Source organism: Segniliparus sp. (genome assembly GCF_051660745.1).
In the GTDB taxonomy this organism is placed as follows: Bacteria; Actinomycetota; Actinomycetes; order Mycobacteriales; family Mycobacteriaceae; genus Segniliparus.
In genome coordinates this window covers 54,039-75,751 of sequence record NZ_JBOFQF010000038.1, presented here as the reverse complement: position 1 = coordinate 75,751, position 21,713 = coordinate 54,039, and the positions used below count along the sequence as shown (strand labels likewise).

The window sequence follows — 21,713 nt, the reverse complement described above, 5'->3', positions numbered from 1 at the left end:
CCGAGCCTCCTATGCAGAAGCCGGACGGAGTGGCCCGCCGCCACGACCCCTCCCAGAAGAGTTTCGCGAGCGACAACTGGGCGGGCGCGCACCCGCAGGTGTTGGCGGCCCTGGCGACCGCCAACGGCGGACACCAGCCCGCGTACGGCGACGACGTGTACACCGAGCGGCTGCAGGAAGTGTTCCGTGAGCATTTCGGCCCGCGCGCCGCAGCTTTCCCCGTGTTCAACGGCACTGGCGCGAACGTCGTGGCGCTCGAGGCGGTCGTGCCCCGGTGGGGCGCGGTGATCGCGGCGGGCACCGCCCACATCAACGGCGACGAGTGCGGCGCCCCCGAGAAGCTCGCCGGGGCCAAGATCCTCGCCACCCCGACTCCGGACGGCAAACTCACCCCCGAGCTGGTCGACACGCATCTGCACAACTTCGACGGCGTGCACCACGCGCAGCCCTCGGCGGTGTCGATCACCCAGAGCACCGAGCTCGGCACCGTCTACACCCCCGACGAGATCGCCGTGGTCTGCGAGCGCGCCCACCGCCTCGGCATGCTCGTCCACCTCGACGGATCACGCCTCGCCAACGCCGCGGCCTCGCTCGACGTCCCGCTCCGGGCGATCACCACAGACGTTGGGGTCGACGTCGTGTCGTTCGGCGGCACGAAGAACGGGCTCCTTTTCGGCGAGGCAATCGTCGTGCTCAACCCGGAAGCCGTCCACGACCTCGGATATCTTCGCAAGATGACCGCGCAGCTCGCCTCGAAGATGCGGTTCGTCTCGGTGCAGTTCGAAGCGCTCCTCGCAGACGGCCTCTGGCTGCGCGGCGCTCAGCAGGCCAACGCCATGGCGCGCCGCCTGGCCGCACAAGTCGCCGGGATCGACGGGGTGCGCGTCGCGCGTCCCGTGCAGGCGAACGCCGTCTTCGCCGTGCTCCCCCGCCCGGCGGCAGAAGGGCTTCGGCAGCGCCATTCGTTCTACGACTGGGACCACAGCGCCGGGGAGGTCCGGTGGATGTGCTCGTTCGACACGACTCCGGAGGACGTCGACGCCTTCGCCGCCGACGTCGAGCATGAGATGCAGCGGCTGCGCCAGCCGCGCCGACAAGACGCGGGCCCCGCCTGATCAACGTGTTCCGACCTGCGCCGTGTCTCGTGGGGCCGCTGAGCGGAATCGAACCGCCGGCCTCTTCATCACGAGGGTAAAAACCTGGGCGAACACCCGCCCGCCCCCACCCGGGCTTTTGCCCGGATTCCGTGTTCGAGCACTATTTTTCCGCCCTCCGCCAGCAACGGGCGCGTCCTACTCCTGTGTCCGAACGTGTCCACGAAGCCGTCATCAACTAACCCACTCCAGCCGCGCATGCGCGTGCCCGTCCCGCTCGTGAACGCCAGCTCGTCCGGGGCGGGAGCCCGACATCTGCCGGGCTGGAAATTTTCCAGCCGCCCGATCCGCCGGAATCTCCCGACGCCCGGCACAACTCAGGCGCAGGAGTCATCGCCAGCCGTCGGCAGCCGACGCCACCCGCGTGGAGAATCCGCAGCGTAAAGCCAACATCGCAGCATCCTCGATGGCGATACCCCGTCGAGATCCCGTCTCATAACACTCCGAGAAGAAGAATTGCAATAGTCCACAATAATCAAAATCGCAATAATCCATTTGTGGCGAACTGTTGACAATACCCCCACTCCCCACAAAGGTTGTATTTGGTGATTTTCCCATTGGAAAATTACTAAATACAACTCCCAAATAATTTATCTTTATCCTCAAGGAAATATGGAGTTCCTATGTCTCAAGATAACCTGAAAGCTCGTTTCGATACGATCGGCGAGAAGGCTAAGAGCATTTCTGATCAGCTGGAATCTTCCGTCAAGAAGAAGGGCGATGAGCTGCAGGCCGACGTGGCCGAAGCGCACAAGAAGGCTGAGGCAACGGCGGCCGAGCTTGCCAAGAAGGCCGAGTCGGCAGAGAACGCGGCGAACGCGGCCTGGGAAGAAGCCCGCGTGAAGTGGCATGCCCATGTGGCAAAAACCAAAGCCAACATCGAGTCGAAGAAAGAGGCGCACGAGGCGCACGAGGCGGAAAAGAACGCCGAACAGGCAGAGACATACTCGATTGACGCCATCGCGTTCGCGCTTGCGGCCATCGACGAGGCATACTCCGCCGTGCTCGACGCCGTAGCAGCACGAGCGCACGCGGACGCAATAGCCGTCTGACCCAAACGTGGCATGGACCGGCTTCGGCCAGGGAAGGCATCTCCTGGACCGACCCGGCAATTGGCCACGAGCCGGCGGAAAACAAGAATTCCCGCCCCATCATCGGGGCGGGAATTCTTGTTTTCTGCCGGCTCGTTCGGAAATCTTCTGGTTTTCTGCGGTCAAGCCGTCTCGCCGACATCCATGCTCGGCCCAGGGCCGACACAGCCCTCGCTGCACTCTGCGCTGGGCCGACCTCTTCGAACGATCGCAGCGCCGTCCACCCTCCCTTGCGACTCGCGTTCCGGCAGCGCGCTCGTAGCCGCTCACAGACGGGACCTTCTCATCGACCCCGCCCCCGCGGCTAAAATCCCGAAACACACCGAGACGGCGCCCGCTCGTACACAGCGAACTCGGCCCCAGAAACGGGGCAGTCGTGGACGCAAGCCGTGTCCAAAATGTGTCCACGGCTGCCAACCGGGATGTTTTGTGATCTTGAATCATAGCCTTTGACCAGGCTTTTCGTGGAGCCGCTTAGCGGAATCGAACCGCTGACCTATTCATTAAGCGGTTCGGGGCGTTTGATCATGTAGGAACTCGACTGAAAACACCTATCAACTGGGCGTTATGCCGATAGTGAGCGTTGGTTCGGATTGGCCCGAGAGGGTTCCAAAGGGCTGTTTTCGTTGGGTAAGTGTTGGGAGTTCGAGGCTACTTGATAGTGAGCGGCGCAACTCTGGCGCGCTCCGTCCCGTCGAGCTGGAAGACGGGGCAATGCTGACCGCTCATACGACTTGTGCCGTTGCGCGCGTCGTGCCGTGCTACACGGCGTAACGTGCTTGTCGTGTAGGTTCCTACCGGCCCTTAAACGTCATCACAACCGCTGTAGCCACGTTTGCGGCGGCTCGTCGTACCCATCTTCGTGGGGGTCTGGTTGGGATGGCGCGCTGGGCTTCGCCCCCGGCAGTTCGGCATCCGGGTTCATCTTCCTGAGCACGTCCCGAATCTCAGGATCGGCGTACAGCTCGGCGGTGACCACGCTCGCTTGCTTCTGAGCGTCGGCACACGCGGCCTGGTACGCCCGGAGGATCGCGGATTGCAAGTTCTCGTGATGCAGGTCCGTCACTGGCGCATCGGTCGTGATGTTCAACAACTTGCCCGCCACATCGGCCTCAACAACCAAGTAACCGTTCACGGCGGTTCCTTTGCCGCGAATCTGCTTCAACTGTCCCTGAATACGCTCAGCTTTCGTGGCCCAAGTCGTTAAACGGTCTTCAAAGGGCGCATCAGGTCTGGTCATCAGATATTAACGCCTCTGGATCGAGCATCATTGTATAAGTTCTCTGCGATTGAAGCCAAGTATCTCCCATCGCCGGAAATCTGATTGTAAAACCCTGTGATGGCATCTTCTGTAAGATCCATGTTTTCCAAGGTTTCGATGATATCTGAGACTATTTGCCGAGACTGCACCACAATCGGCTCTTGCTCGATGCTCGGCAAGGGATCTTCGCGCCCGCTTGTGGATTGAGCTATGTAGTCGGCGGCTTCGACAAAATGAGAGAGGGGGAATCCGGGCTCTTCGTCTCCGATGATCACGCCGAGTGTGTAGTAAGTGCTGATTCCGGCGTTTTGCCAGATTGGAGTAGTCCACTTCCAGCCAGGGGCATCGTCGTCCGGTATCAACGAGTCAACAGTATCGCGGGCCTGAGCTGCCGTTTCGGATTGATCTTCACCACGAATGGCCTGCTGAATGATGTTCAGCGCCTGCCGATAAGCACCGAGCTTTTGTGAATCTTCATCTTCCGAAAGGGAAGCAAGGAGTGTGTAAAGAACTTCACTCAGCCCGGACTCAAAGAGGAGCTGCTTCTCGGTCGAAAGCGCGTCAACTTTCGCGTACACCTGTGAACCATAGTCCAGCAGGTCGAAACTGCCGCTCATGGCCAGGTCGCTCCCATTCTATCCGGTAGTACGGTTCCGCCGCTCTCTTCAATGGCGGTGCCGCAATTATCGCATATTGGACGTGAAACGGCAATCTGCGAAGGGGTTAATCCTGCGTCACGCGCCCCGTTGATCGCGGTGACTTCGGCGTGCGCGCCTGGTTGCATCGCTACAACGTCATTCGGTCCTGCTGCTGCTCTTTGCGCGGGGTTTAGATCCCTACCGCCACCAGCGAGAACGTCTTTGCCTTCTTTGGTGCTCATCGCCGCTGAGGTCCGACTGTTTTGCGCCCTGACATCCGGCTTGCCGGTCTTGGCGTTCACCAGGCGGCTATGCAGATCCCTCGCCCGAGCTGCCAGACGCGCTTGCTCTGCCTCGGCATCGGCAACTTTGCCGCCGTTTCGCCCTGTGATGCCTAGAAGCTTAGCAAACTTGGTTCCAAGTCTTCCGGCCACTTCTTTAACCGCAGCAAGCGCGGCCTTCACTGCGTTCTTGAACGCTTCGTAGAGTCTCTTTAGCTTGCTGATCAGGCTCGCGAGGCGTGCGACCACTGCGGCGTTCGCGGCAACTTCGGCTATGCCTGCGGTGAAGACGGAGAGGATCGCGCCGCCGACCTCCCACGCCGCCGTCTCGATGGCGAAATCCTCTATCGCATTGATGAGGGCGTTATGGGCGTTCTCAATGTTGGTGGCGTGCTCCCCGGCTGAGCCCCCCAAATCTCTTAGCCCGCTGGTAAGGTCCGAGAAATCGGTGCCGTCCTGGCCAAGCCTGTTGATCACGCTCGGCACTTCTGGCGCTGATTGCGCCGACACCAGGCCCTTCGCGCTGTCGATTCCGCCGCGTGCCCCGTCTATCGCGGACGCGGCTTGCTGGCACGCGGCTTGTACGGATCGGAGTTTGTCAGGATCGCCGTTGGGCCAGATGAAACCCACTTTGTCTTCAATCCATGACCAGATTTTGCCAGCCGTGCCGCCCATCGGCGCTTTGTTCGGCCCGCCGTCCGCTGAGGGGACTGAGGGCGCGGCGAACTCCGTCACGCTCGGCACGGGCGCGTAACTGGCATCGCCCCCGCCAATCGTGGATTCGGCATCAGCCTTCACATGGTTCAGGCCAGTCGCGTGCAAAAGCTCCGAGCGGTTCCCCGCGTTGTTGACCACATTCGCGCTCGCCTGCATCGCTGAACGCATCGCCTCATCGAAATGCTGCGACCACTCCCGACCGGCCTCGTCGGTGCCGCCAGCGCCGCCCAATGAGCCTTGCAGGCTCGACACGAGCGTGCTGATAGCGTTGCGAGCCCCTGTGTTGACATCGAGCAAATGCGTTGAGGACTGCGAGTACGCGGCAAACTCCACATCATTACGCGCCATCGTTCACCCTGCCCACATTGCCGTGTTCGCCGTGTTCGCGCCCTGATAGTTGGTGTGAGCTTGACGCATCACTGTTTTGAGCGATTCAAGCGCGGCCTTCGCGTCCTGCATGTCTTTCGTCCAGCGGTCGTGATCGGCCTTTTGCGCGCTGGCCGCATCACCTGACCAGGTGAGATGCAGTTTCGCTATCTCGTGGTCGATCTCATCGAGCCAGCTTTGGACTTGGTTCTCGAACGCTTCCATGCGCGAGACTGTCGAGTCCATCTGATCGAGGTCGGCCACGTACCGATCAGGCATGTCTCACGCCCTCCCTTGGATTTGGCTTCGTATCTGCTCGATATGCTGTTGGGGCTGTTGCAGCTGCTCTTTGTTCTCGTGTTCTTGGTGGGCGTAGTCGCGGCTGGCCTGCCCTAGTCGCTCGGATGTGGACTGCAACGCCTTCCCGATGTCGAGCATGGCGCTCTTCCACTCATCGAACGGCGGTTTGAAAGCGTCCGACGCTTGGCCCTGCCAACCGGAGCCGCAAAACTCATCGACCTCGTTTGAGAAGCTGTTCACGCCGCTTGCTATCTCCTCGGCCTTGGAGGCCGCGAACTGCGCCGTGGCCGCGATCTGCTCAGACGAGGCTTTCATAGGCCTGTTCATAACCGCCGCCTCAGTGTCGCCATGCTCGCCCTTCCTCTGATGTCAAGACCGCTCGATGCTAGCATCCCCCCGCGTTTCCAGCAATTACGGGACGAGTGGACAAAAACAGTTCTCATCTGCGTATTCTCCGCTCAATTATGGATCAGTAAGGCTTTCCGCCGCGATCCGGCGTGTAGTGGCCGTTTGGTCCCCAAGTGCCGGGGTCGCCGTTCTGTGGGGAGTGGTAAGGGTCGCGGTACTGTCCGTTGGGGCTTGTCGAGCACGCCCCGTACGAAGTCGGATCACGGTACGGGCAAGGGTCGTAGGGGTCCGCGTAAGACGCCGAGGGGAAAGGCAGCGACAGCCATCCCGCCAGGAGCAGTGTTTTCATCGTGCTCATTTGTCGAACACCTTTGGGCAATAGGTTGTTTCGGATATGGCGATGAACAGAGTTGCCTTCTGCGTCTGCCACCCTTTTTCTTGGAGCGTTGCGGCGAGTTGCAAAGGGCTCTTGGCCCGGCTTCGCAGGATGTCGCACACGGCTTTGCCCGCGTTCACGGCCAAGATCGGATCGCTTCCAGGGGCGAACAGGTCGTTGTTCGCGAGCGAATAAATGAATCTCTGGTCTTGCGCTTCCAGATCATCCGTCACGAGCGGGTCCGCTGCCGCTGTGCCCATCGGCGCGAAGCACAAGACCAGCGCGACACTCAAAATCTTTTTCATGGTTCGGATTCCCCTTGTCATGAGAGCGCGGCTTTCACGCCGTGCGAGAAACGGGAGTCGTGCAGCTCGATCAACTGCGGTTCGGTGTTCTGCGGGATGTCGTAGGCGATCTTGACCGTGACCGTGTTGCCGGGGTTGATGTTGTCGCCCATCAGTCCGTTCCAGTCTCCCGGCTCGGTCTTGAACGCGGTGTCGGCCTTGAAGGTCTTGCCGTCGTGGTCGATGAGCTTCTGATCGAGGGGGTTGAACCATTCGGGCTTGTCGCCGGTGTTGCTCACGGTCACGGTGACGACGACGAACTTGCCCTGCGGTTTCTTGCTCGCGCGGGGGTTGCTGCCGATGGTCGCAGAGCCAGGGCTTATCTCGGTGACGGTGAACTCGAACTTCCCGTCGCGCACGGGCGACCCCAACGCCGCCGTTTGTGCGGCCTCATGGCCAGCCGATCCGCCTGTGCCGTCGTGCGAGCCCGAACGGTACAGGATGTAGGAGCAGGGGCCACAGCACAGGACCAGCGCGACACAGGCCGTGATCCACGGCCACTTACGCGGCCTCTTCTCCGGTAGATGCACATGGACCCCGCCAAGGGGGTAGTGACCGGCTGGCGGCTGGTGGGGGTCGTAGGTCATGGGGCTCTCTCTCGTGGCGCGGCAATATTCACTTGATCGTACTTTATTCGCGTTATATGTTCGCGCTGAGTATGACCTAGCGGATTCACGCTCCGAGCATGGCTGTATGAGCGTGAACACCCGGAGAGCCGAGTGAGCCGCCGCGTCATGCGGGGCTTCGACCATCACGAGTTCAAACGGCTGCGGCTCTCTTGGCGTGGCACGGGGATCAGCGTCCAAGACCTATCGCGGCTCTCGAACGTGAGCGCGTCAACCCTCGGGACGTGGGACAATGGCACGCGCACGCCGAACATCGACAAACTTGCCCCGGTTCTCGCAGTGCTCGAAGCCCCAGTAAGCGCCGTTGTGCGCATCCCTCCGGGCGAACGCTTCCTCTCTGACCTGCGAAACCTCGCCAGCCACACACAGCCACAGCTCGCTAAAGCCGCTGGCATGAGCACGCAGAACCTCTCCAAACTCGAACGCGGCGAAATCCCCATGACCGATGCTCGGGCGCAAGCCTTGGCCCCGTTGCTCGGCGTGAGCGAGGCGGAAGCGTGGGCCGCGTGGCAACGTGCGAAAGACCGACCGCCCGGCACACCGGCCTGACTCTGCCCAGTGGCTATTACGGGATTCGTCGCCGTTTCCGCTGTTCACGGTCGGTTAGGGCTGCTCAAGAGGTATCGCTAACCGTTTCTAACCGATGGGGCCTGCTCTAAAAATATCAGTTAGGGCTGGTCGGACATTGTTTCTAACCAGTCTATCTAATAAATCACATAAAATAGCATGTGTGAAAAATAGATAGATTATCAAATAGCATTACACGCAGTATAAAGGTTGGGGATAAATCAGATAGACGGGTTAGGGCAGGTCGGGCGAATCATTAGGCGCGCAAATTGGTTAGATTGACAGATAGAATCGCCCGCCCCTTTCGGATTAATGAAAGAGGCGGGCGATTCGCCATAATTACTAAATCTGAAATTCCAAGGTTCAGGCGATCCGTAAGCCGATGTAGCATCTTTGGTTGCTATCCCCGGATATCCATTTCTGCTCTGACACAAATCCCATCGAGCGCATTTTCTTGCTGAATCCGTTCTTGCTCAAGATGTCTCGATCCTGCTTGCGGTTATCGTAAAACCAGTTGGCGTAATGGTCGTACGCGTCGGCAAAAGTCACATACGCGAGCGGGTCGGTCTCGAAGCTCTCGTGGAAGAACTTGTAGAATTCGGAAATATCACCAATGAACTTGTGTTTGGAGTCCAGGAGTTTTTCGGGAATCACGATGCCGCCGCGCTCGCAATAAAGCCGCCAGCCTTCCACGCACCATGACAGGACGGACTCTTTGAACTCTCGCGAGGTACGCATCATAACGCCGAGTTCTGGATCTTCCTCGATCTTGCTGCCGAAATCGAGTTTGACAATCCGGCGGATCACCGCTTGATCCGCATTAGGGATGCTCGGCACATCCGTAGGGTTGAGCAACACCCACGGCGTGAAGGCGGGAACACGCCTGAAAATCGCGTTCGAGTATTTCAGCTCAGCCGCCAAGGGCTCGTTACCCGTGATGCGCTTGAACACGTCCGCGTGCAAAACTGCCTTTGAGCTGGCCTCGGAGGCGACCACAAGACGTTTCGTCATCGCGTCCACAAGAGCAGGATTGAGCTGGCGGTCACCACGGAAGACGGACAGGTCAATTGGCCCCGCGTAATCGCCCAAAGCCGCCATGATGGCGTTGAGGAATGTAGATTTTCCCGTGCTGGTCTCACCCACGACGAACACACAGATTCTTTCCCGGTTGTCTCCGAGCAGAGAATAGCCGACCAGGCTTTGCGCGAAGGCCCTGATTTCTTCGTCTGGTAGCCATTCCTCTAAAGCGGAAACCCATATAGAGGCTTCTTTGCTGTTCTCGATGCTCCCCCAGGGGAAATAAGAAGTGCCGGTGTTCATTGTGATCATTTTTTCTTTCATCTTGCCTTTAAGCGCGGAAGTACTATTCTCTTTGTCCAGCGACACAAAACCGTTTGCGACACCAAGGAGAAAAGAATTATTGTCAAGCTCGGCGTCATGCTTCTCTTTGTAGAGAGACGCTGTTTTAAGCGCGGACTCACGAGGTCCCACGAGCCCGGAGCGATCCGCCCATTTCTGCGCCTCACGTTGCAGTGCCCACGCTTTCTTCAAAAGTGCTGCGTCGGCGTTCGCGCGCTGCAACTGCTCTGCCTGAGCTTTCAAAGCGTCCGCATGGGCCTGTTGTTTGGCTTTCACATTCTTATAGGACTGATGGGCCGCGTTCGAGTCGAAAACCCATCTCTCTACAAGCCAGACGAGCCACTTCGTGCGCTCGGGCACCCACCACACATGATCGCCGTAGAGGTCGAGCCAGTGCTCCGCGTTGCCGTCGTCGTCGCGACTGTACTCCTCTGGCGGCTTGCCGTCGCCGCTCTGCGGAATGAGGCCCGTCATTTCTCCGACCCGTTCTGCTGCCCCGGCTTGCCGAACTTGGCATTGAACCGATCCAAAGCCGCCGCGTCCTCAGCGCAAGAGCAACCGTGGACGAGAGGGCGTACGCCGTTGTCCATGCTGGCTTTGATTTTCCTCAGAGCGTTGACCCGTGACCTCATAACCTCTCCGCGAACCTCTCTAAGGTTTCTTTTACGGCGTTTCAGCACGGAGCCGATATAGACCCGCTCGACTTCCGCAACCGCCACGGCGTAGGAGTAGTGGCCTTCGCTCGCGAGGCAGGCAAGTTGCCAGTGAGCGGCGGTGATCTTGTCGTGAGAAGACTCCTCTGACCACATGCTTTTGACGACAGCCTCTACGGCTCGAATCATCGTATGGCACACGTCGTCATCGTCCGATTTCGCGCCAGGGAACACAGAGAGCGCCCATTGCTCAATCTCTGAGACGGTGCTCTCAGTGTCCATATCGTCTTCCGACCACAGAGTGTGGCCGTTGGTCAAGTACTCGAACCACAAAGCCGTGGCCGGATCGTCTGGCGAAATGATCGGCAGATCATCGACATAAGGAATCTCGCACGGGTTGCCGTCCGGGTCATACCACTGGTACTGCGAATTTGATTTAGGATTCCATGAAGGCCAGACCACCGCGTAACGGTGGCCTTTTTGGATGACCTCGATAGAGTTTGAGAGCTTGCCTCGGAATGAATATCCCACCGGAACCCGATAGAAGCGGATAGCAGAAGGGAAAGCCCTAGCGGTCGAATAATATGTTTTGTACAGAGGGCCTAACTTCGCCTCTAACGCATCATACTCTTCGGCTCCGGTTTTCGCGTCGTAGTCGTCCACGTCAATGCCGATGATCTGATAGATGATTTTGCCATCCGGCCCCGGGGGGCATTCCGCCAAACGTTGCCCTATGTTGGCGAGCTTGTATCCTATTTCTTTCGTCCAAGCCTCACACTGCTCGTCGCTCGGATGCACAGCGGCCTTTCCAGTCCATCCGGTGGGAGGCGGGTGCTTCTCTCTGGCGGGCAAGGGCACTGTGCCTCGCCATCCGCGCTCTCGATATTTTTTGTGCGCCCTCGCGAAGGGGCCTTCGTCGTTCCCGCTGGCGGGGTTGTGATTTTCGGGGGTTGATGTCATGATGAGGGTGCTAGCGCTTTCTGTTGATTGCTGGTTTGTGCTGGTGGGCCGCTCTCCGCTCGGTGCGTCAACACCGAGAGACCGGGGGGCGGTTCTTAAATCATGTGGCTTCATGAGATGTCGTGCCCGCCTCGCGCGGTCGCCGCCTCTTGGGCCTCCAACCAGGCCACGAGGTCGGAACGGCGGTATTTCACCAACCTTCCGCAAATAAACGATTTCGGGCCTTTGCCCAAATGGCGATAAAAACGTAAAGTGCCCGATGCCAGTCCAAGGAAACGCGCCGCCTCGTCTGTGGACAGCAAGTCTGCCGTGGGGGGATTCGCCTGAGTTGAAAGTGTGTCCATAGCCTCTCCTCGATAGAGATGAATTCCATAGCTCCGCCCGATCCGGGTAGCGCTGTTTACTGTTCTGCTTCGGCGCTCCAACAGCTACCGACATTTCTATTGACGCATAAACCCGATGCAATTGCAAACCTTGTCCGCGCAAGTTCATCGTGTCGGAAGTGGCGGCATTCTTCGACCTGGACACACCCCGCTTCATCTTCGGTCAAAAATCGCTTCTACCAGCGAGTATGCGTAGTTTATGTTTCATTTTTTGGACAGGAATGGCAGTTTTGCATTTTGGTGAAACTTTCCAGAAAATAGCGCCGCATCGCAGATTTTAGCCCTCGCCACAGTTTAGTATTTTACGAGCTTTCGACGCTTCTTTGTGTTGCGCGACAAAAATCTGAACCGTGCGGCTTTTATGATCTTCGAAGAACACCATCAACGTTTGGCGCGTTCTGGATTCGATCAAACCGTGTAGACTCTCAAAAACATTTTTGCTCCCTCTGCGGCCAAAACTTGCCCACGGTGTCATTTCTCGAAAAACTCACAGCGAGCAGGTGCCGGATCGCGCGTTGACGGCACACGCGAGCCAACGTGTTTCAGACTTGATAAACACGAGAATTGCGCTATCATTGCTTTATCGTTCGTTCCGGTCGGAACAAACTCTCAGCTTACGCAGTCTTTAACCTTACAGGAGGCCCCTTTGCCTAGACCCGCAACCCCTCTCGGTTCCTACGGCAAAATCACGCTCATACAAATCGGGCCTAAACATTGGGTCGCCAAGACGAGATTTCGCGACTGGGACGGCGTTAGCCGCCTTGTCGAAGCCAGTGGCACAAGCAAGGCCAATGCCGAGAACAACCTCAAAGAGAAGCTGACCAAGCGCACGCCGCCGTCAAACGGGCCGATCACTAAGGAGACCCGATTGGCCGAGCTTTGGGAAAGCCGTCGCGGCGCGCTGGTTCGGGAAGGCGCTCCGCTGAGCACCATCGATGCCTACGATTGCGCGGCCAAACGGATAAAACAGGCGCTCGGCGGCGTGCGACTGGGCGAATGCAACTCGCTCATGCTCTACAACTTCCTGACGACGCTCAATCCTGGCACGGCGCACCACGCCCGCTCGGTTCTCTCGGGCATGTTCCAACACGCCATCACAAGCGGGGCCATAGAGCGAAACGTCATCAAGGACGTTCCGAGCACCGCGAAAGCGGCTCGGAAGAAACTGCTCAAAAGCAGGCCCGCCAAACGCCCCCGCGCGCTCGGCTCGGACGAGGCGGAAGGACTCATCCGGCAACTGAGAGCATCCGAGCTGCCGTGCCCGCCTGAGAAGAACGGCAAGCAGCAGCCGGTCAAGGGCTACTGCCCAACCGTCCACGCGTACGCGGCGAGCGCCGATCTGGTCGATATCGCGGTCATGCTCAATGGCACCGGGCTCAGGATCGGTGAATTGCTCGGACTGCTCTGGTCAGACATCGACTTCAAAGCGAAGACCCTCACCCTGAGCGGGAAGATCACCCGTGGGACCGGGCGGGGGCTGGTTCGGGAGGACTTCACGAAATCCGGCTCAGCCGGTCTGACCATCGGGCTGTCGCCCAAGATCATCGCCATGCTGGCCGAACGCAAGAAGGCACAGGCCCTCGGCACGCGCCACGGTTTCGTCTCGGCCACCAAGATCGAGAAGGGCGCAGAGCTGCTGCCGCTCGTCTTCCCCGCCAAGAACGGGTCATTGCGCGACCCCAACAACACGCATCGGCAGTGGCGCAGGGTCCGTGTCGCGCTCGGTCTGGATTGGGTCGTGCCGCACACGTTCCGAAAGACCGTCGCCACGTCGCTTGAGAAGCAAGGCTTCACAGCGCGCGAAATCGCGGACCAACTCGGCCACGCCCATGTCAGCACCACGCAGAACCATTACTTCGGGAGGGGCGAGGTCCGCCACGACATCGCTGCCGCGCTGGACAAAAACATTGGGTAAACGTTGGATAGTCCTATTTCCAGCGAAACCGCAGACCGGAAACACTACGCCTGACCTGCGAATATTGGAGCCGCTTAGCGGAATCGAACCGCTGACCTATTCATTACGAGTGAATCGCTCTACCGACTGAGCTAAAGCGGCCTGCTGCTGGAACGTCGTGACGCTCCAGCAGCAGAGGATCTTACCGAAGATCCATGGCTCCGGCAAAATCAGTGCTGGCAAGTCCCGCAAGCGCACGTCGAGCTGGTGCAAGCGCAGCTCGGGCCGCACTGGCAGTTCTCGCACTGGCAATTCGGGTTGTTGGAGTTTCCAGACATGTTCGTCTCCTTATATGTTCGCGTGGACATGTGTCCTCAGCCCAGCGTACCATACCCCCTTGGGGTATGACTACGGCGCCGATCAGGCCAGCGAGGACACCAGGGCGGTGAGCGCCACCTTCGGCTTCACGTTCGCCGCGATCGCCTCGCGCGCGGCGAGGATCGCCTCCATCGCCGAGAGCAGCTCCCGGTCCGCCCGCTGCTCCGCGAGCTCGCGGACCTGCTCTGCGACATCGGGGCACAACGCGGGCTCTTGGACTCCCCACCGCTGCGCGAGCGCGTCGCGGTAATAGGCCAAGAGGTCGACGAGCACCCCGTCCAACGCGTCCCGCTCCATCCGGGTGGCGCGCAGTTTCTGTTTGCGCTCGAGGTCTTTGATCGCGCCCTGCGCGGCCCGGGCGGCTTTGCCGGGGCCGTCCACCCCCAGCTGCTCTTTGAGCTCCACAAGCTCCTGCGCGTCCAGCTCGGCGCAGCGGGCCGAGGCCTCCGCAGAGGCCTGGGCCGCGAGCCGCACCGCCGCGTCGTAGCGCTGACGGACGTCGAGCATGGCCAGCGGCAGCGCCAATGTGGCGGCCCGCCGGTCCCGCGCCCCTTCGTCCCGCGCCAGCCGCCGCGCGCGTCCGACGTGGCCCGCGCTCACCGACGCGGCCCACTGCGCCATCTGCTCCTCCACCCCGTCCCGTTCCACCAGGACCTTCGCGACCTGCTGCGGGCTGGGCGCGCCGAGCGCGACGAGCCTGCACCGCGAGCGCAGTGTCACCGCGATGTCCTGCGGGTCGACCGACGGCGCGCACAGCAAGAACACGGCGCGCGACGCGGGCTCCTCCACGGCCTTGAGCAGGGCATTCGCCGCAGATTCGGTGAGCCGGTCGGAGTCCTCCACCACCAGGATCCGCCAACTGGCCGCAGGCAGCCGCGCCGCCCAGCCGATGGCCTCGCGGATCTCGGCGACCGAGATGGACAGGCCCTGCGGATTGAGCCTGCGCACGTCCGGGTGCGCCCCGGAGAGGACCAAGCGGCATGCTCGGCACGCCCCGCACCCCGGCTCGGGCGCCTCGCACTGCAAGGACGCGGCGAACGCGATCGCGGCCACGGAGCGACCGGATCCGGGAGGGCCGACGAACAGCCACGACTGCGCGAACCCCGAAGCCCCGCCGCCCTCCGTCCGGCCCCTGCTCGCCGAAGCCGCCGAGCCCAACTCTCCCACGACGCGGTCGGAGGCCAGCGCATGCTCGTAGACGTTCATACAGCTAGTCTATGGAAAGCGCCGACAACGAAACGCCGCAAAGCCTGTCGGGGGCTCCCAACGCTGACGCACGCGGGACAAAGCCCAGTTGCGAGCTGCGCGGCTTCGGCGGGATTGGCACAGCCAGCCTTCGTGTACGATCGAAACACACTGGAGCCAGGACGCGTAAGGAGTAAGCGGAGCATTGTTCGACTCCTCATTCCCGCACTCCGAACCATTCGCCCAATTCTCGCCAGAGCCGCCCCCGGAGCGGAGCAGAAGGGCGCTTGTCCTCGCGCTCGCGGCGGCAGGGGCGATCGTCCTGATCATCGCGGCGGTGTGGGCGGTGAGCGTTTTCGCCGTCGGGCCGAGCTCGCAGAAACCCCCCCAGACCGGCGGGAAGACTCCGGAAGAGGCCGTGCGGCTGTATTTCGACGCGCTGGCGCAGGACAACCCGGAGAAGGCCCTCGCGCTCGGCCTCGACCATCCCGTGAGCAAAGAATTCCTCACCGCCGACGTCCTCAAACGCCAACAAGACCTCGCGAAGGTCTCCGGAACCCGGATCACGGGCACGACCCCTGGCAACCAGCCCGACGTCGTGAACGTCTCGGTGTCCGTCGCCTTCGGCGACGCCGTCTCCGAGGACGTCCTCGTCGTCCGCAAGACCCCGGAGGGCTGGAAACTGGCGCACTCCACCGTCACGCTGCAGCCGAGCGCCCCCACCGGCGGCGGGCGCGCCCTCGAGTTCCTGACCCTGTTCGGCAAGCCCGCGGGCAATGTCAAAGCCATCGATGTCTTCCCAGGGACGCTCGAAGTCGGCTCGATCAACAAGAACATCGAGCTCGTGCCGGAGCGGGACAAGGAGCTGCTCGGCCAGCTCTACCAAGGGTCGGACCCGAACTGGCTGATCAACGGCCAGATCTCGCAAATCGGGCACGACGCGGTCGTCCAAGCCATGCAGGCCAAGCTCGAAGCCTGCGAGCAGTCGTCCGACCTCGCGGGCCAAGGCTGCCCGAACAAGCTCAACAACGCGCAGGCCTCGCCGGGCACCGCCCGGTGGACCGAGACCGAGAACTACGCCGACCAAGACCCCGACATCGCCGTAGACTTCGCGACGATGACTGCGAAAGTGACTGTGACGCTGCACTGGACCTTCGCCGTGCAACTCGTCGGCGGCGGGAACGGCAACGGCCAGTTCCCGACCGAGCCCCGTGACTTCACCGGCTCCGCCGACCTTGCCCGAGACCCCTTGGAAGTCGTCTTTTGAGCGCGCCGCCGTACTACCAGCACACCGGTCCCACACCCGGCGAGGTGGAGAGCAGCCTGCACGTCGTCAGCTCGCTGGCCAGCGCGTTCGCCACGAAGGTGGTGGGCCAGGAGAGCCTTCGCGAGACATTGCTCCTCGGCTTGATCACCGGCGGGCACATCTTGTTGGAGAGCGTGCCGGGTTTGGCGAAGACGACGGCGGCGAAGACGCTGGCGCAGTCGGTGAAGGCGCACTTCCAGCGGATCCAGTGCACGCCGGACTTGCTGCCGTCGGACATCATCGGCACGCAGCTCTACGACGGCTCGAAGGGGCAGTTCCACACCGTCCTCGGCCCGGTGCACGCGAACATCGTGCTGCTCGACGAGGTCAACCGGGCTTCCGCCAAGACGCAGTCGGCGATGTTGGAGGCGATGGAGGAGCGGCAGAGCACCATCGCGGGCAAGGTCTACAAGATCCCCGAGCCGTTCCTCGTCCTCGCCACCCAGAACCCGGTCGACCAGGAGGGCACCTACCCCCTGCCCGAGGCGCAGATGGACCGCTTCATGCTCAAAGAGGTCCTGGAGTACCCCACGCCGCAGGAGGAGGCCGAGGTCATCTTCCGGATCGAGGCGGGGGTGTACGAGGAGACCTCCCCGGTGCGCCAAGTCGCGGCCTTGGAGGACATCCTCGGCGTGCAGGCCGTGGTGAAGAAGATCCACATCGACCCGGTGGTCGTCCAATACGTCACACATATTGTCGCCGCGACGCGCAACCCGTGCCAATTCCTCCCGCCGCAGCTCGCCCGCCTGATCGAGGTCGGGGCGAGCCCGAGGGCCACTATCGCCCTCTGCCGCGCGGCGCGGGCGTTCGCGCTGCTCAACCACCGCGACCACGTCCTGCCCGACGACATCAAGGCCCTCGCGCACCGGGTGCTGCGCCACCGGCTCATGCTGGGCTTCGAGGCGGCCGCGGAACAAGTCACCCCCGAACTCGTCATCGACGCCATCCTCGGCGCGGTGCGCACGCCATGAGCGGGCCGGGAGGGCGCTGATGGGGGCACTGCTGCAGCGGGTCCGCGCGCAGGTGCTGGCGGGGCAGAAACTGGTCGGCCCCACGGGGAAGGCCAGGGGCCTCCTCGACGGCGGGCACCTCTCCCTGTTCCACGGCCGCAGCCAGGAGTTCGACGACCTTCGCCCGTACGTGCCGGGCGACGACGTCCGCGACATCGACTGGAAGGCCACCGCCCGAAGCGCTCCCCCGCAAGCGGGAGGCCCCCCCAACCTGCTCGTGAAGCGTTTCATCTCGCTGCGCCAGCACAAAGTCCTCCTCGTCGTGGACGTGAGCCGGTCCATGGCCGCCCTCGCCCCGTCCGGCGAGACCAAACGCGACGTCGCGGTGAACGCCATGGGCATGATGGGCCTGGTCAGCATCGCGAAGGGCGACGAGATCGGCCTCGTCTACGGGGACGCCCGCGGCTCGGCGAGGATGCCGCCGGGGCGGGGCGAGGCGCATGTCGAGCACATCCTCTCCCGCGTGGCCGGGCACGACCTCGACCACGCCGCGAAGGGCAGCCTCGCCGTGCAGCTCGCGTATGTGGAGCGCAACTTCCGCAAACGCTACGTCGTCGTCCTCGTCTCCGGCGAGCCGAGCTTCGGCGGGGACTGCCCCGCGCAGGAGCAGCTCGTCGCGCAGCTGCGCGGGATCGCGGCCCGGCACGACCTGTACTGGGTCGTCATCCGCGACGCCCCGGTCCTCTCCCCCGGCGCGGGCGACGGGTACGACGTGGAGACCGGGCGGGCGCTTTTGCGCCAAGAGGCGCTCGGCCGCAAAGTGCTCGCCGCGTACCGCCGCGCGGAGGAGCGGCGGGAGGCGCAGCTCGCCGATTTCCTCGCCGCCTGCGCCGTGCGGGCCGTCCGCGTGGACAGCACGGCCCACCTGCGCAAAGAGCTCACCGCCTTGCTGCGCCGGAGCGGCCATGGGAGCTGAGGACGTCGAACGGCTGCGGCTGGTGCTGCCGCCGGTGCCGTACTCCGCGCTGTGGCTGGCGCTGGCCGTGGTGCTCGCCGCCCTTGCCGTCGGCTGGGTCGCCGGGCTGTACGTGTGGACGCTGCCGGTCGAGCGGCTGCGCCGCGCGCCAATGCTGCGCGGATTCACGCTGCGGCTGCTCAAGCGCACATTCGCCCGGTCTATCGACGACACCGTCGCGCGCCACCAGCGGGGGCAGCTCTCCAGCCGGGCCGCCCACGGCGAGATCAGCCGCGCCCTGCGCCTGTTCTTGCAGCTCTGGACCGGGGAGCCCGCTTCCCGGATGGTGCTCGCCGAGTTCTCCGAGAGCAACATCGCCGAGGCCGCCGCCGCCGTCAAAACCCTCTACTCCGGACAGTTCGCCCCGGGCGAGCAGCCGGACGTGGCAGGCGCCGCCACCACGGCGAAGGAGGTGCTCGCCCGATGGCAGTGAGATGGGAGCTGGTCCTGCAGATCGGCGGGGCGCTGCTCCTCGCAGTCGTGCTGGCCGCCGCGCTGCTCCCGCCGCGCCGCGCCGCCAGTGCCGCGCTGCGCCCGTTGGCGCACGTGGAGCGGCTCACCGAGCTGCCCGAGTACGTGAGCGCAGTCCGGATCCAGCGGGCGCTGCTCGTCGCGACCGCGCTGGCCGTGCTCGCCCTGCTGGGCTGCGCCCTGCACGCGGCGGCCCGCCCGATCTCGGCGGAGCGGGCGAGCGGCCCCGACCGAGACCACCCGGACGACGTGATGCTGTGCGTCGGGCTCCCCGCCACCAGCCCGGCGGCGGGGGCCTTCCTGTCGTACTACCAGACGCAATCGGCGGGGTTTGTCGACCAGCGCATCGGGCTGACCTCGCTCACGCTGCGGGCCATACCGCTGACGGCGGACCACGCCTTCGTGAACGGCAGGCTCCGCGGCTTCGCAAGCCTCGCGAAGCTCTCCGCCGAAGCGGCGGCGGGCAGGCAGCTCACCGAGCAGGAGACCAAGTCCTTCGCGGACTTGCAGGACGCGTTCTCCCGAGGCGTGCGCTACACCGACTACCGCGCCAATTTCATCGACGCCCTGGCAAGCTGCGTGCTCGGGTTCCCCGACCACGCCAGCCCCTCCGGGCGGCGGCGCTCGGTGGTCTACCTCGGCCCGACCAACGAGAGCCCCGGCCCCGGAGCCCGCACCGCCTATTCCTCCGGCGCGCTCGCCCAGCTCGTGCAAGAGGCGAAAGCCCAGATCAACGTCATCGACGTGGAACCGGGCGCAGACCCCGACAACCAGCCGCACGGCGTCGCGCAAACCGAGACCGAGGTTTCCGGAGGGAAGTTCTTCGCGTTCGCCGAGTCCGCCAGCCCGAGCGCGCTGGCGGGCGCGCTCGACCAGATCCGCGCCAACCTCCCCGACCTGCCCGCAGGCGCCGAGCCTGTGGCGCAGGAGCGCGAAGCGGACGACCCGTCGCTGGTCCTCGGGCTCGCCGTCGGCTTCGCCATCCTCCTCTCGCTGTGTTTGGCGGTGGTCCGGCGATGAGCGCGGGCCTCGTGGCAGCCGCCGCCCTCGTGGTGCTCGCGCTGCGGGTGTTCACCCTCTACCACCTCTTGGTCCACAAATCCGGCGGACGGCTCACGGGCGTGCTGCTGCGCTGGGGAGCGCTCACCCTCGCGATCCTGTGCGTCTTCGTCGCGGCGCTGCGCCCCGGCTCGCACCACACCCGCCAGGAGCTGTCGAAACCGCCCCCGGTCGCCGCGCCGTCGGACGACCCGCAGCTCAACATCTTCCTCGTGGTGGACCGCTCGCCCAACTCGTGGGTCGACGACTTCGGCCCCAAGCACGACTACCGCATGGTCGGCATCCGCGCGGACCTCAAAGCCATCGTGCACCAGTTCCCGCACGCGAACTTCAGCGTCATCGCGTTCAGCGCCGCCGCGCGGGTGGACTGGCCGCTCTCCGCCGACACCTGGAGCCTTGAGGCGTTCCTCGAGAACTACTCCGCGTTCCAAGTCGTCCAAGGGGCCATCGACCGCGTCGACCCGACCGCCGCGAGCGGCCTGCTCAACCAGGGGCTCCAGGTCGCACAGCAGCAGTACCCCCGGTCGCACAGCCTGGTCTTCTACCTCGGCGAGGGGCGGCGCGGGCAAGCCGTCCCCCAGGGGGCGTTCGCCCCAGGGCCGGGGCTGGTCTCGGGCGGAGCCGTCCTCGGCTACGGCAGCGCCGCAGGCGGGCAAGTGCCCGACCGCTGGGGGGAAGACAGGCAGATGGTCCACCTCCAAGGCCCGGACGGGCCGCTCGTCGCCACGCCCGACGAGGGCGTGCTGCGCCAAATCGCCGCGCAGCTGTCCGTGCCGTACTCGCACCGCAGCCCCGGCGACCCCATCGCCGCAGTCGTCCCGGTCCCGCCCGAGCACTCCCCCGCCAGATCCGACCAGGCCATGGACGAGCAGACAGCTCGCGCCGAGTACTACTGGGTGTTCGCCATGATCGCCGCCGCCCTCCTCGCCGTCGAGGCGTTCCTCCTGATCCGCGAGATCCGCCGGGACCAGCTGCGGGGGGCCGCGTGATCCGGCAGGGCGCCCTGCGCGTGCGCGCGTACTTCACCAAAGCCCCGCGCCGCTCCCTCGCGCGCAGGCGGTTGCTCGCGCTCTCCTCGCCGCTGGTGGCGCTCGCGCTCATGGCCTCGGGCTACTTGTTCTGGGCCTACACCAGCGGGCGGGACGCGGCGGAGCGCTTCGACCGCCAAGACGTGCCGGGCCTGCACGACAAGGCCAGGAGCCTCCTTGGCTTCAACGAGATCGAGCCGTGGAAAGCCCACCTCGCCGAGGGCGACGCCTACGTCCTCGAAGGGCGCCTGCCCGACGCGGAGCGGGAATTCGACCAAGCCACCGCCCTCGCCGACCCGGAAGAAGGCTGCACCGCGCGGATCAACCTCGTGGTCGTGCTGGAGAACATCGCGGACGAGCTGGCCAAGGCGGGCAGCCTCGCCGAGGCCCGAGCGAAGATCGCGAAAGCGCAGAGGACCATGCGCGAGGCGCCCGGGGGCTGCTTCGTCCCGAAGCCGCATCCCGGCGTGAGCGACGAAGACCTGCGGCTCTTCGCCGAGGCCACAGCCCGGCTCGGACTGAAGGCCGAGCAGCTCGCGCACGGCGACCTGCACTACGACCCGCAGGACTCCACGTACCGGTACAGTTCAGGCACGAGCACCGGCAAGCTGGCGGCCTCGCCCGGCCCGGGGCCCTGCCCGCAGACGAACGACCCCGAGCAGACCGCCTGCATCCGGAACAAGGACCAACCTCCCCCTCCGCCGCCATCGGCCGCCCCTGACGACCAGGACCCCGCCGACCAGGGGCCCGACACGCCCCCGCCCGAGAGCGGCGGGCCCCCGAAAGGGGGAGCCGGCCAGTCGGGCGCATCCCCGCCCGACCAAGGCACTGCCAAAGGCAGCATCGACGACATCGGCCCGGACCGGCTGCCCGCCCCAGGAGTGGGCCCGGTCGAGCACAAATTGAACCCGCAAAGCGCGGGCGATCCAGCGGACAAGCTCAAACAAGCACAGGCAGACGCGAACGGCTCCGGCGAGGACCGCGAGTAGCGCGCATACTCACG

General features: G+C 63.5%; 22 protein-coding genes and 1 tRNA gene. 11 read left to right on the top strand and 12 right to left on the bottom strand.

The window, feature by feature from the left end; all coding sequences use genetic code 11:
- Positions 1 to 11: 11 nt before the first annotated feature.
- Entirely contained in the window at positions 12 to 1,115 is a 1,104-nt protein-coding gene (locus ACRC20_RS13565; protein WP_438686912.1) for a threonine aldolase family protein, read from the top strand.
- A 662-nt stretch (positions 1,116 to 1,777) separates the two neighbouring features.
- Complete coding sequence (locus tag ACRC20_RS13560) at positions 1,778 to 2,206, top strand: hypothetical protein (protein WP_438686911.1); 429 nt, start codon at positions 1,778 to 1,780, stop codon at positions 2,204 to 2,206.
- An 853-nt stretch (positions 2,207 to 3,059) separates the two neighbouring features.
- On the opposite strand, the gene ACRC20_RS13555 is transcribed toward ACRC20_RS13560, so the two are convergent.
- The 7 genes from ACRC20_RS13555 to ACRC20_RS13525 all read right to left on the bottom strand — a co-directional run bounded on the left by ACRC20_RS13555 (position 3,060) and on the right by ACRC20_RS13525 (position 7,463).
- On the bottom strand, positions 3,060 to 3,485 hold the full coding sequence (locus ACRC20_RS13555; protein WP_438686910.1) for a YbaB/EbfC family nucleoid-associated protein: 426 nt from the start codon (positions 3,483 to 3,485) through the stop codon (positions 3,060 to 3,062).
- The gene (locus ACRC20_RS13550; RefSeq protein ID WP_438686909.1) at positions 3,485 to 4,123 is read right to left on the bottom strand and encodes a hypothetical protein; all 639 of its coding nucleotides are present in this window, start codon (positions 4,121 to 4,123) and stop codon (positions 3,485 to 3,487) included. The genes ACRC20_RS13555 and ACRC20_RS13550 overlap by 1 nt, the downstream gene beginning before the upstream one ends.
- The gene (locus tag ACRC20_RS13545) at positions 4,120 to 5,490 is read right to left on the bottom strand and encodes a hypothetical protein (protein ID WP_438686908.1); all 1,371 of its coding nucleotides are present in this window, start codon (positions 5,488 to 5,490) and stop codon (positions 4,120 to 4,122) included. Before ACRC20_RS13545 ends, ACRC20_RS13550 begins: the two co-directional genes overlap by 4 nt.
- 3 nt (positions 5,491 to 5,493) lie before the next feature.
- Positions 5,494 to 5,787 (bottom strand): WXG100 family type VII secretion target, encoded by a 294-nt coding sequence (locus ACRC20_RS13540; protein ID WP_438686907.1) that lies wholly within the window; start codon positions 5,785 to 5,787, stop codon positions 5,494 to 5,496.
- 3 nt (positions 5,788 to 5,790) lie between these two features.
- Complete coding sequence (locus ACRC20_RS13535) at positions 5,791 to 6,123, bottom strand: WXG100 family type VII secretion target (protein WP_438686906.1); 333 nt, start codon at positions 6,121 to 6,123, stop codon at positions 5,791 to 5,793.
- Positions 6,124 to 6,510: 387 nt separating this feature from the next.
- Positions 6,511 to 6,837 (bottom strand): DUF732 domain-containing protein, encoded by a 327-nt coding sequence (locus tag ACRC20_RS13530; RefSeq protein ID WP_438686905.1) that lies wholly within the window; start codon positions 6,835 to 6,837, stop codon positions 6,511 to 6,513.
- Between the two features lie 17 nt (positions 6,838 to 6,854).
- Positions 6,855 to 7,463: a DUF4352 domain-containing protein gene (locus ACRC20_RS13525; protein ID WP_438686904.1), complete on the bottom strand. Its 609-nt coding sequence runs from the start codon at positions 7,461 to 7,463 to the stop codon at positions 6,855 to 6,857.
- Between the two features lie 132 nt (positions 7,464 to 7,595).
- Between ACRC20_RS13525 and ACRC20_RS13520 the strand changes: the two genes are divergently transcribed.
- Complete coding sequence (locus tag ACRC20_RS13520; RefSeq protein WP_438686903.1) at positions 7,596 to 8,051, top strand: helix-turn-helix domain-containing protein; 456 nt, start codon at positions 7,596 to 7,598, stop codon at positions 8,049 to 8,051.
- 381 nt (positions 8,052 to 8,432) lie between these two features.
- Here ACRC20_RS13520 and ACRC20_RS13515 read toward each other — a convergent pair whose 3' ends face one another.
- The 3 genes from ACRC20_RS13515 to ACRC20_RS13505 form a co-directional block, all read right to left on the bottom strand.
- Positions 8,433 to 9,902: a DNA primase family protein gene (locus ACRC20_RS13515; RefSeq protein ID WP_438686902.1), complete on the bottom strand. Its 1,470-nt coding sequence runs from the start codon at positions 9,900 to 9,902 to the stop codon at positions 8,433 to 8,435.
- Entirely contained in the window at positions 9,899 to 11,041 is a 1,143-nt protein-coding gene (locus ACRC20_RS13510; protein WP_438686901.1) for a bifunctional DNA primase/polymerase, read from the bottom strand. Before ACRC20_RS13510 ends, ACRC20_RS13515 begins: the two co-directional genes overlap by 4 nt.
- A gap of 110 nt (positions 11,042 to 11,151) precedes the next feature.
- Positions 11,152 to 11,385: a helix-turn-helix transcriptional regulator gene (locus ACRC20_RS13505; RefSeq protein ID WP_438686900.1), complete on the bottom strand. Its 234-nt coding sequence runs from the start codon at positions 11,383 to 11,385 to the stop codon at positions 11,152 to 11,154.
- A gap of 907 nt (positions 11,386 to 12,292) precedes the next feature.
- Here ACRC20_RS13505 and ACRC20_RS13500 point away from each other — a divergent pair.
- Entirely contained in the window at positions 12,293 to 13,339 is a 1,047-nt protein-coding gene (locus ACRC20_RS13500; protein ID WP_438686899.1) for a site-specific integrase, read from the top strand.
- A gap of 65 nt (positions 13,340 to 13,404) precedes the next feature.
- On the opposite strand, the gene ACRC20_RS13495 is transcribed toward ACRC20_RS13500, so the two are convergent.
- Positions 13,405 to 13,480: transfer RNA gene (locus tag ACRC20_RS13495), tRNA-Thr, on the bottom strand.
- Between the two features lie 258 nt (positions 13,481 to 13,738).
- Positions 13,739 to 14,902 (bottom strand): DNA polymerase III subunit delta', encoded by a 1,164-nt coding sequence (locus ACRC20_RS13490; RefSeq protein WP_438686898.1) that lies wholly within the window; start codon positions 14,900 to 14,902, stop codon positions 13,739 to 13,741.
- 184 nt (positions 14,903 to 15,086) lie between these two features.
- On the opposite strand from ACRC20_RS13490, the gene ACRC20_RS13485 reads away from it, so the two are divergent.
- From ACRC20_RS13485 to ACRC20_RS13455, 7 genes are read left to right on the top strand one after another with little or no spacing between them, the layout of a single operon-like run.
- A complete protein-coding gene (locus tag ACRC20_RS13485; protein WP_438686897.1) occupies positions 15,087 to 16,148 on the top strand; it encodes a tat pathway signal sequence in 1,062 nt (353 codons plus the stop codon).
- Between the two features lie 44 nt (positions 16,149 to 16,192).
- The gene (locus tag ACRC20_RS13480; RefSeq protein ID WP_438686992.1) at positions 16,193 to 17,158 is read left to right on the top strand and encodes an AAA family ATPase; all 966 of its coding nucleotides are present in this window, start codon (positions 16,193 to 16,195) and stop codon (positions 17,156 to 17,158) included.
- A gap of 19 nt (positions 17,159 to 17,177) precedes the next feature.
- On the top strand, positions 17,178 to 18,113 hold the full coding sequence (locus ACRC20_RS13475; protein ID WP_438686896.1) for a DUF58 domain-containing protein: 936 nt from the start codon (positions 17,178 to 17,180) through the stop codon (positions 18,111 to 18,113).
- A complete protein-coding gene (locus ACRC20_RS13470; protein ID WP_438686895.1) occupies positions 18,103 to 18,585 on the top strand; it encodes a hypothetical protein in 483 nt (160 codons plus the stop codon). The genes ACRC20_RS13475 and ACRC20_RS13470 overlap by 11 nt, the downstream gene beginning before the upstream one ends.
- The gene (locus tag ACRC20_RS13465) at positions 18,576 to 19,643 is read left to right on the top strand and encodes a hypothetical protein (RefSeq protein WP_438686894.1); all 1,068 of its coding nucleotides are present in this window, start codon (positions 18,576 to 18,578) and stop codon (positions 19,641 to 19,643) included. Before ACRC20_RS13470 ends, ACRC20_RS13465 begins: the two co-directional genes overlap by 10 nt.
- The gene (locus ACRC20_RS13460) at positions 19,640 to 20,671 is read left to right on the top strand and encodes a VWA domain-containing protein (RefSeq protein ID WP_438686893.1); all 1,032 of its coding nucleotides are present in this window, start codon (positions 19,640 to 19,642) and stop codon (positions 20,669 to 20,671) included. Before ACRC20_RS13465 ends, ACRC20_RS13460 begins: the two co-directional genes overlap by 4 nt.
- A complete protein-coding gene (locus ACRC20_RS13455) occupies positions 20,668 to 21,699 on the top strand; it encodes a hypothetical protein (RefSeq protein WP_438686892.1) in 1,032 nt (343 codons plus the stop codon). The genes ACRC20_RS13460 and ACRC20_RS13455 overlap by 4 nt, the downstream gene beginning before the upstream one ends.
- Positions 21,700 to 21,713: the final 14 nt, after the last annotated feature.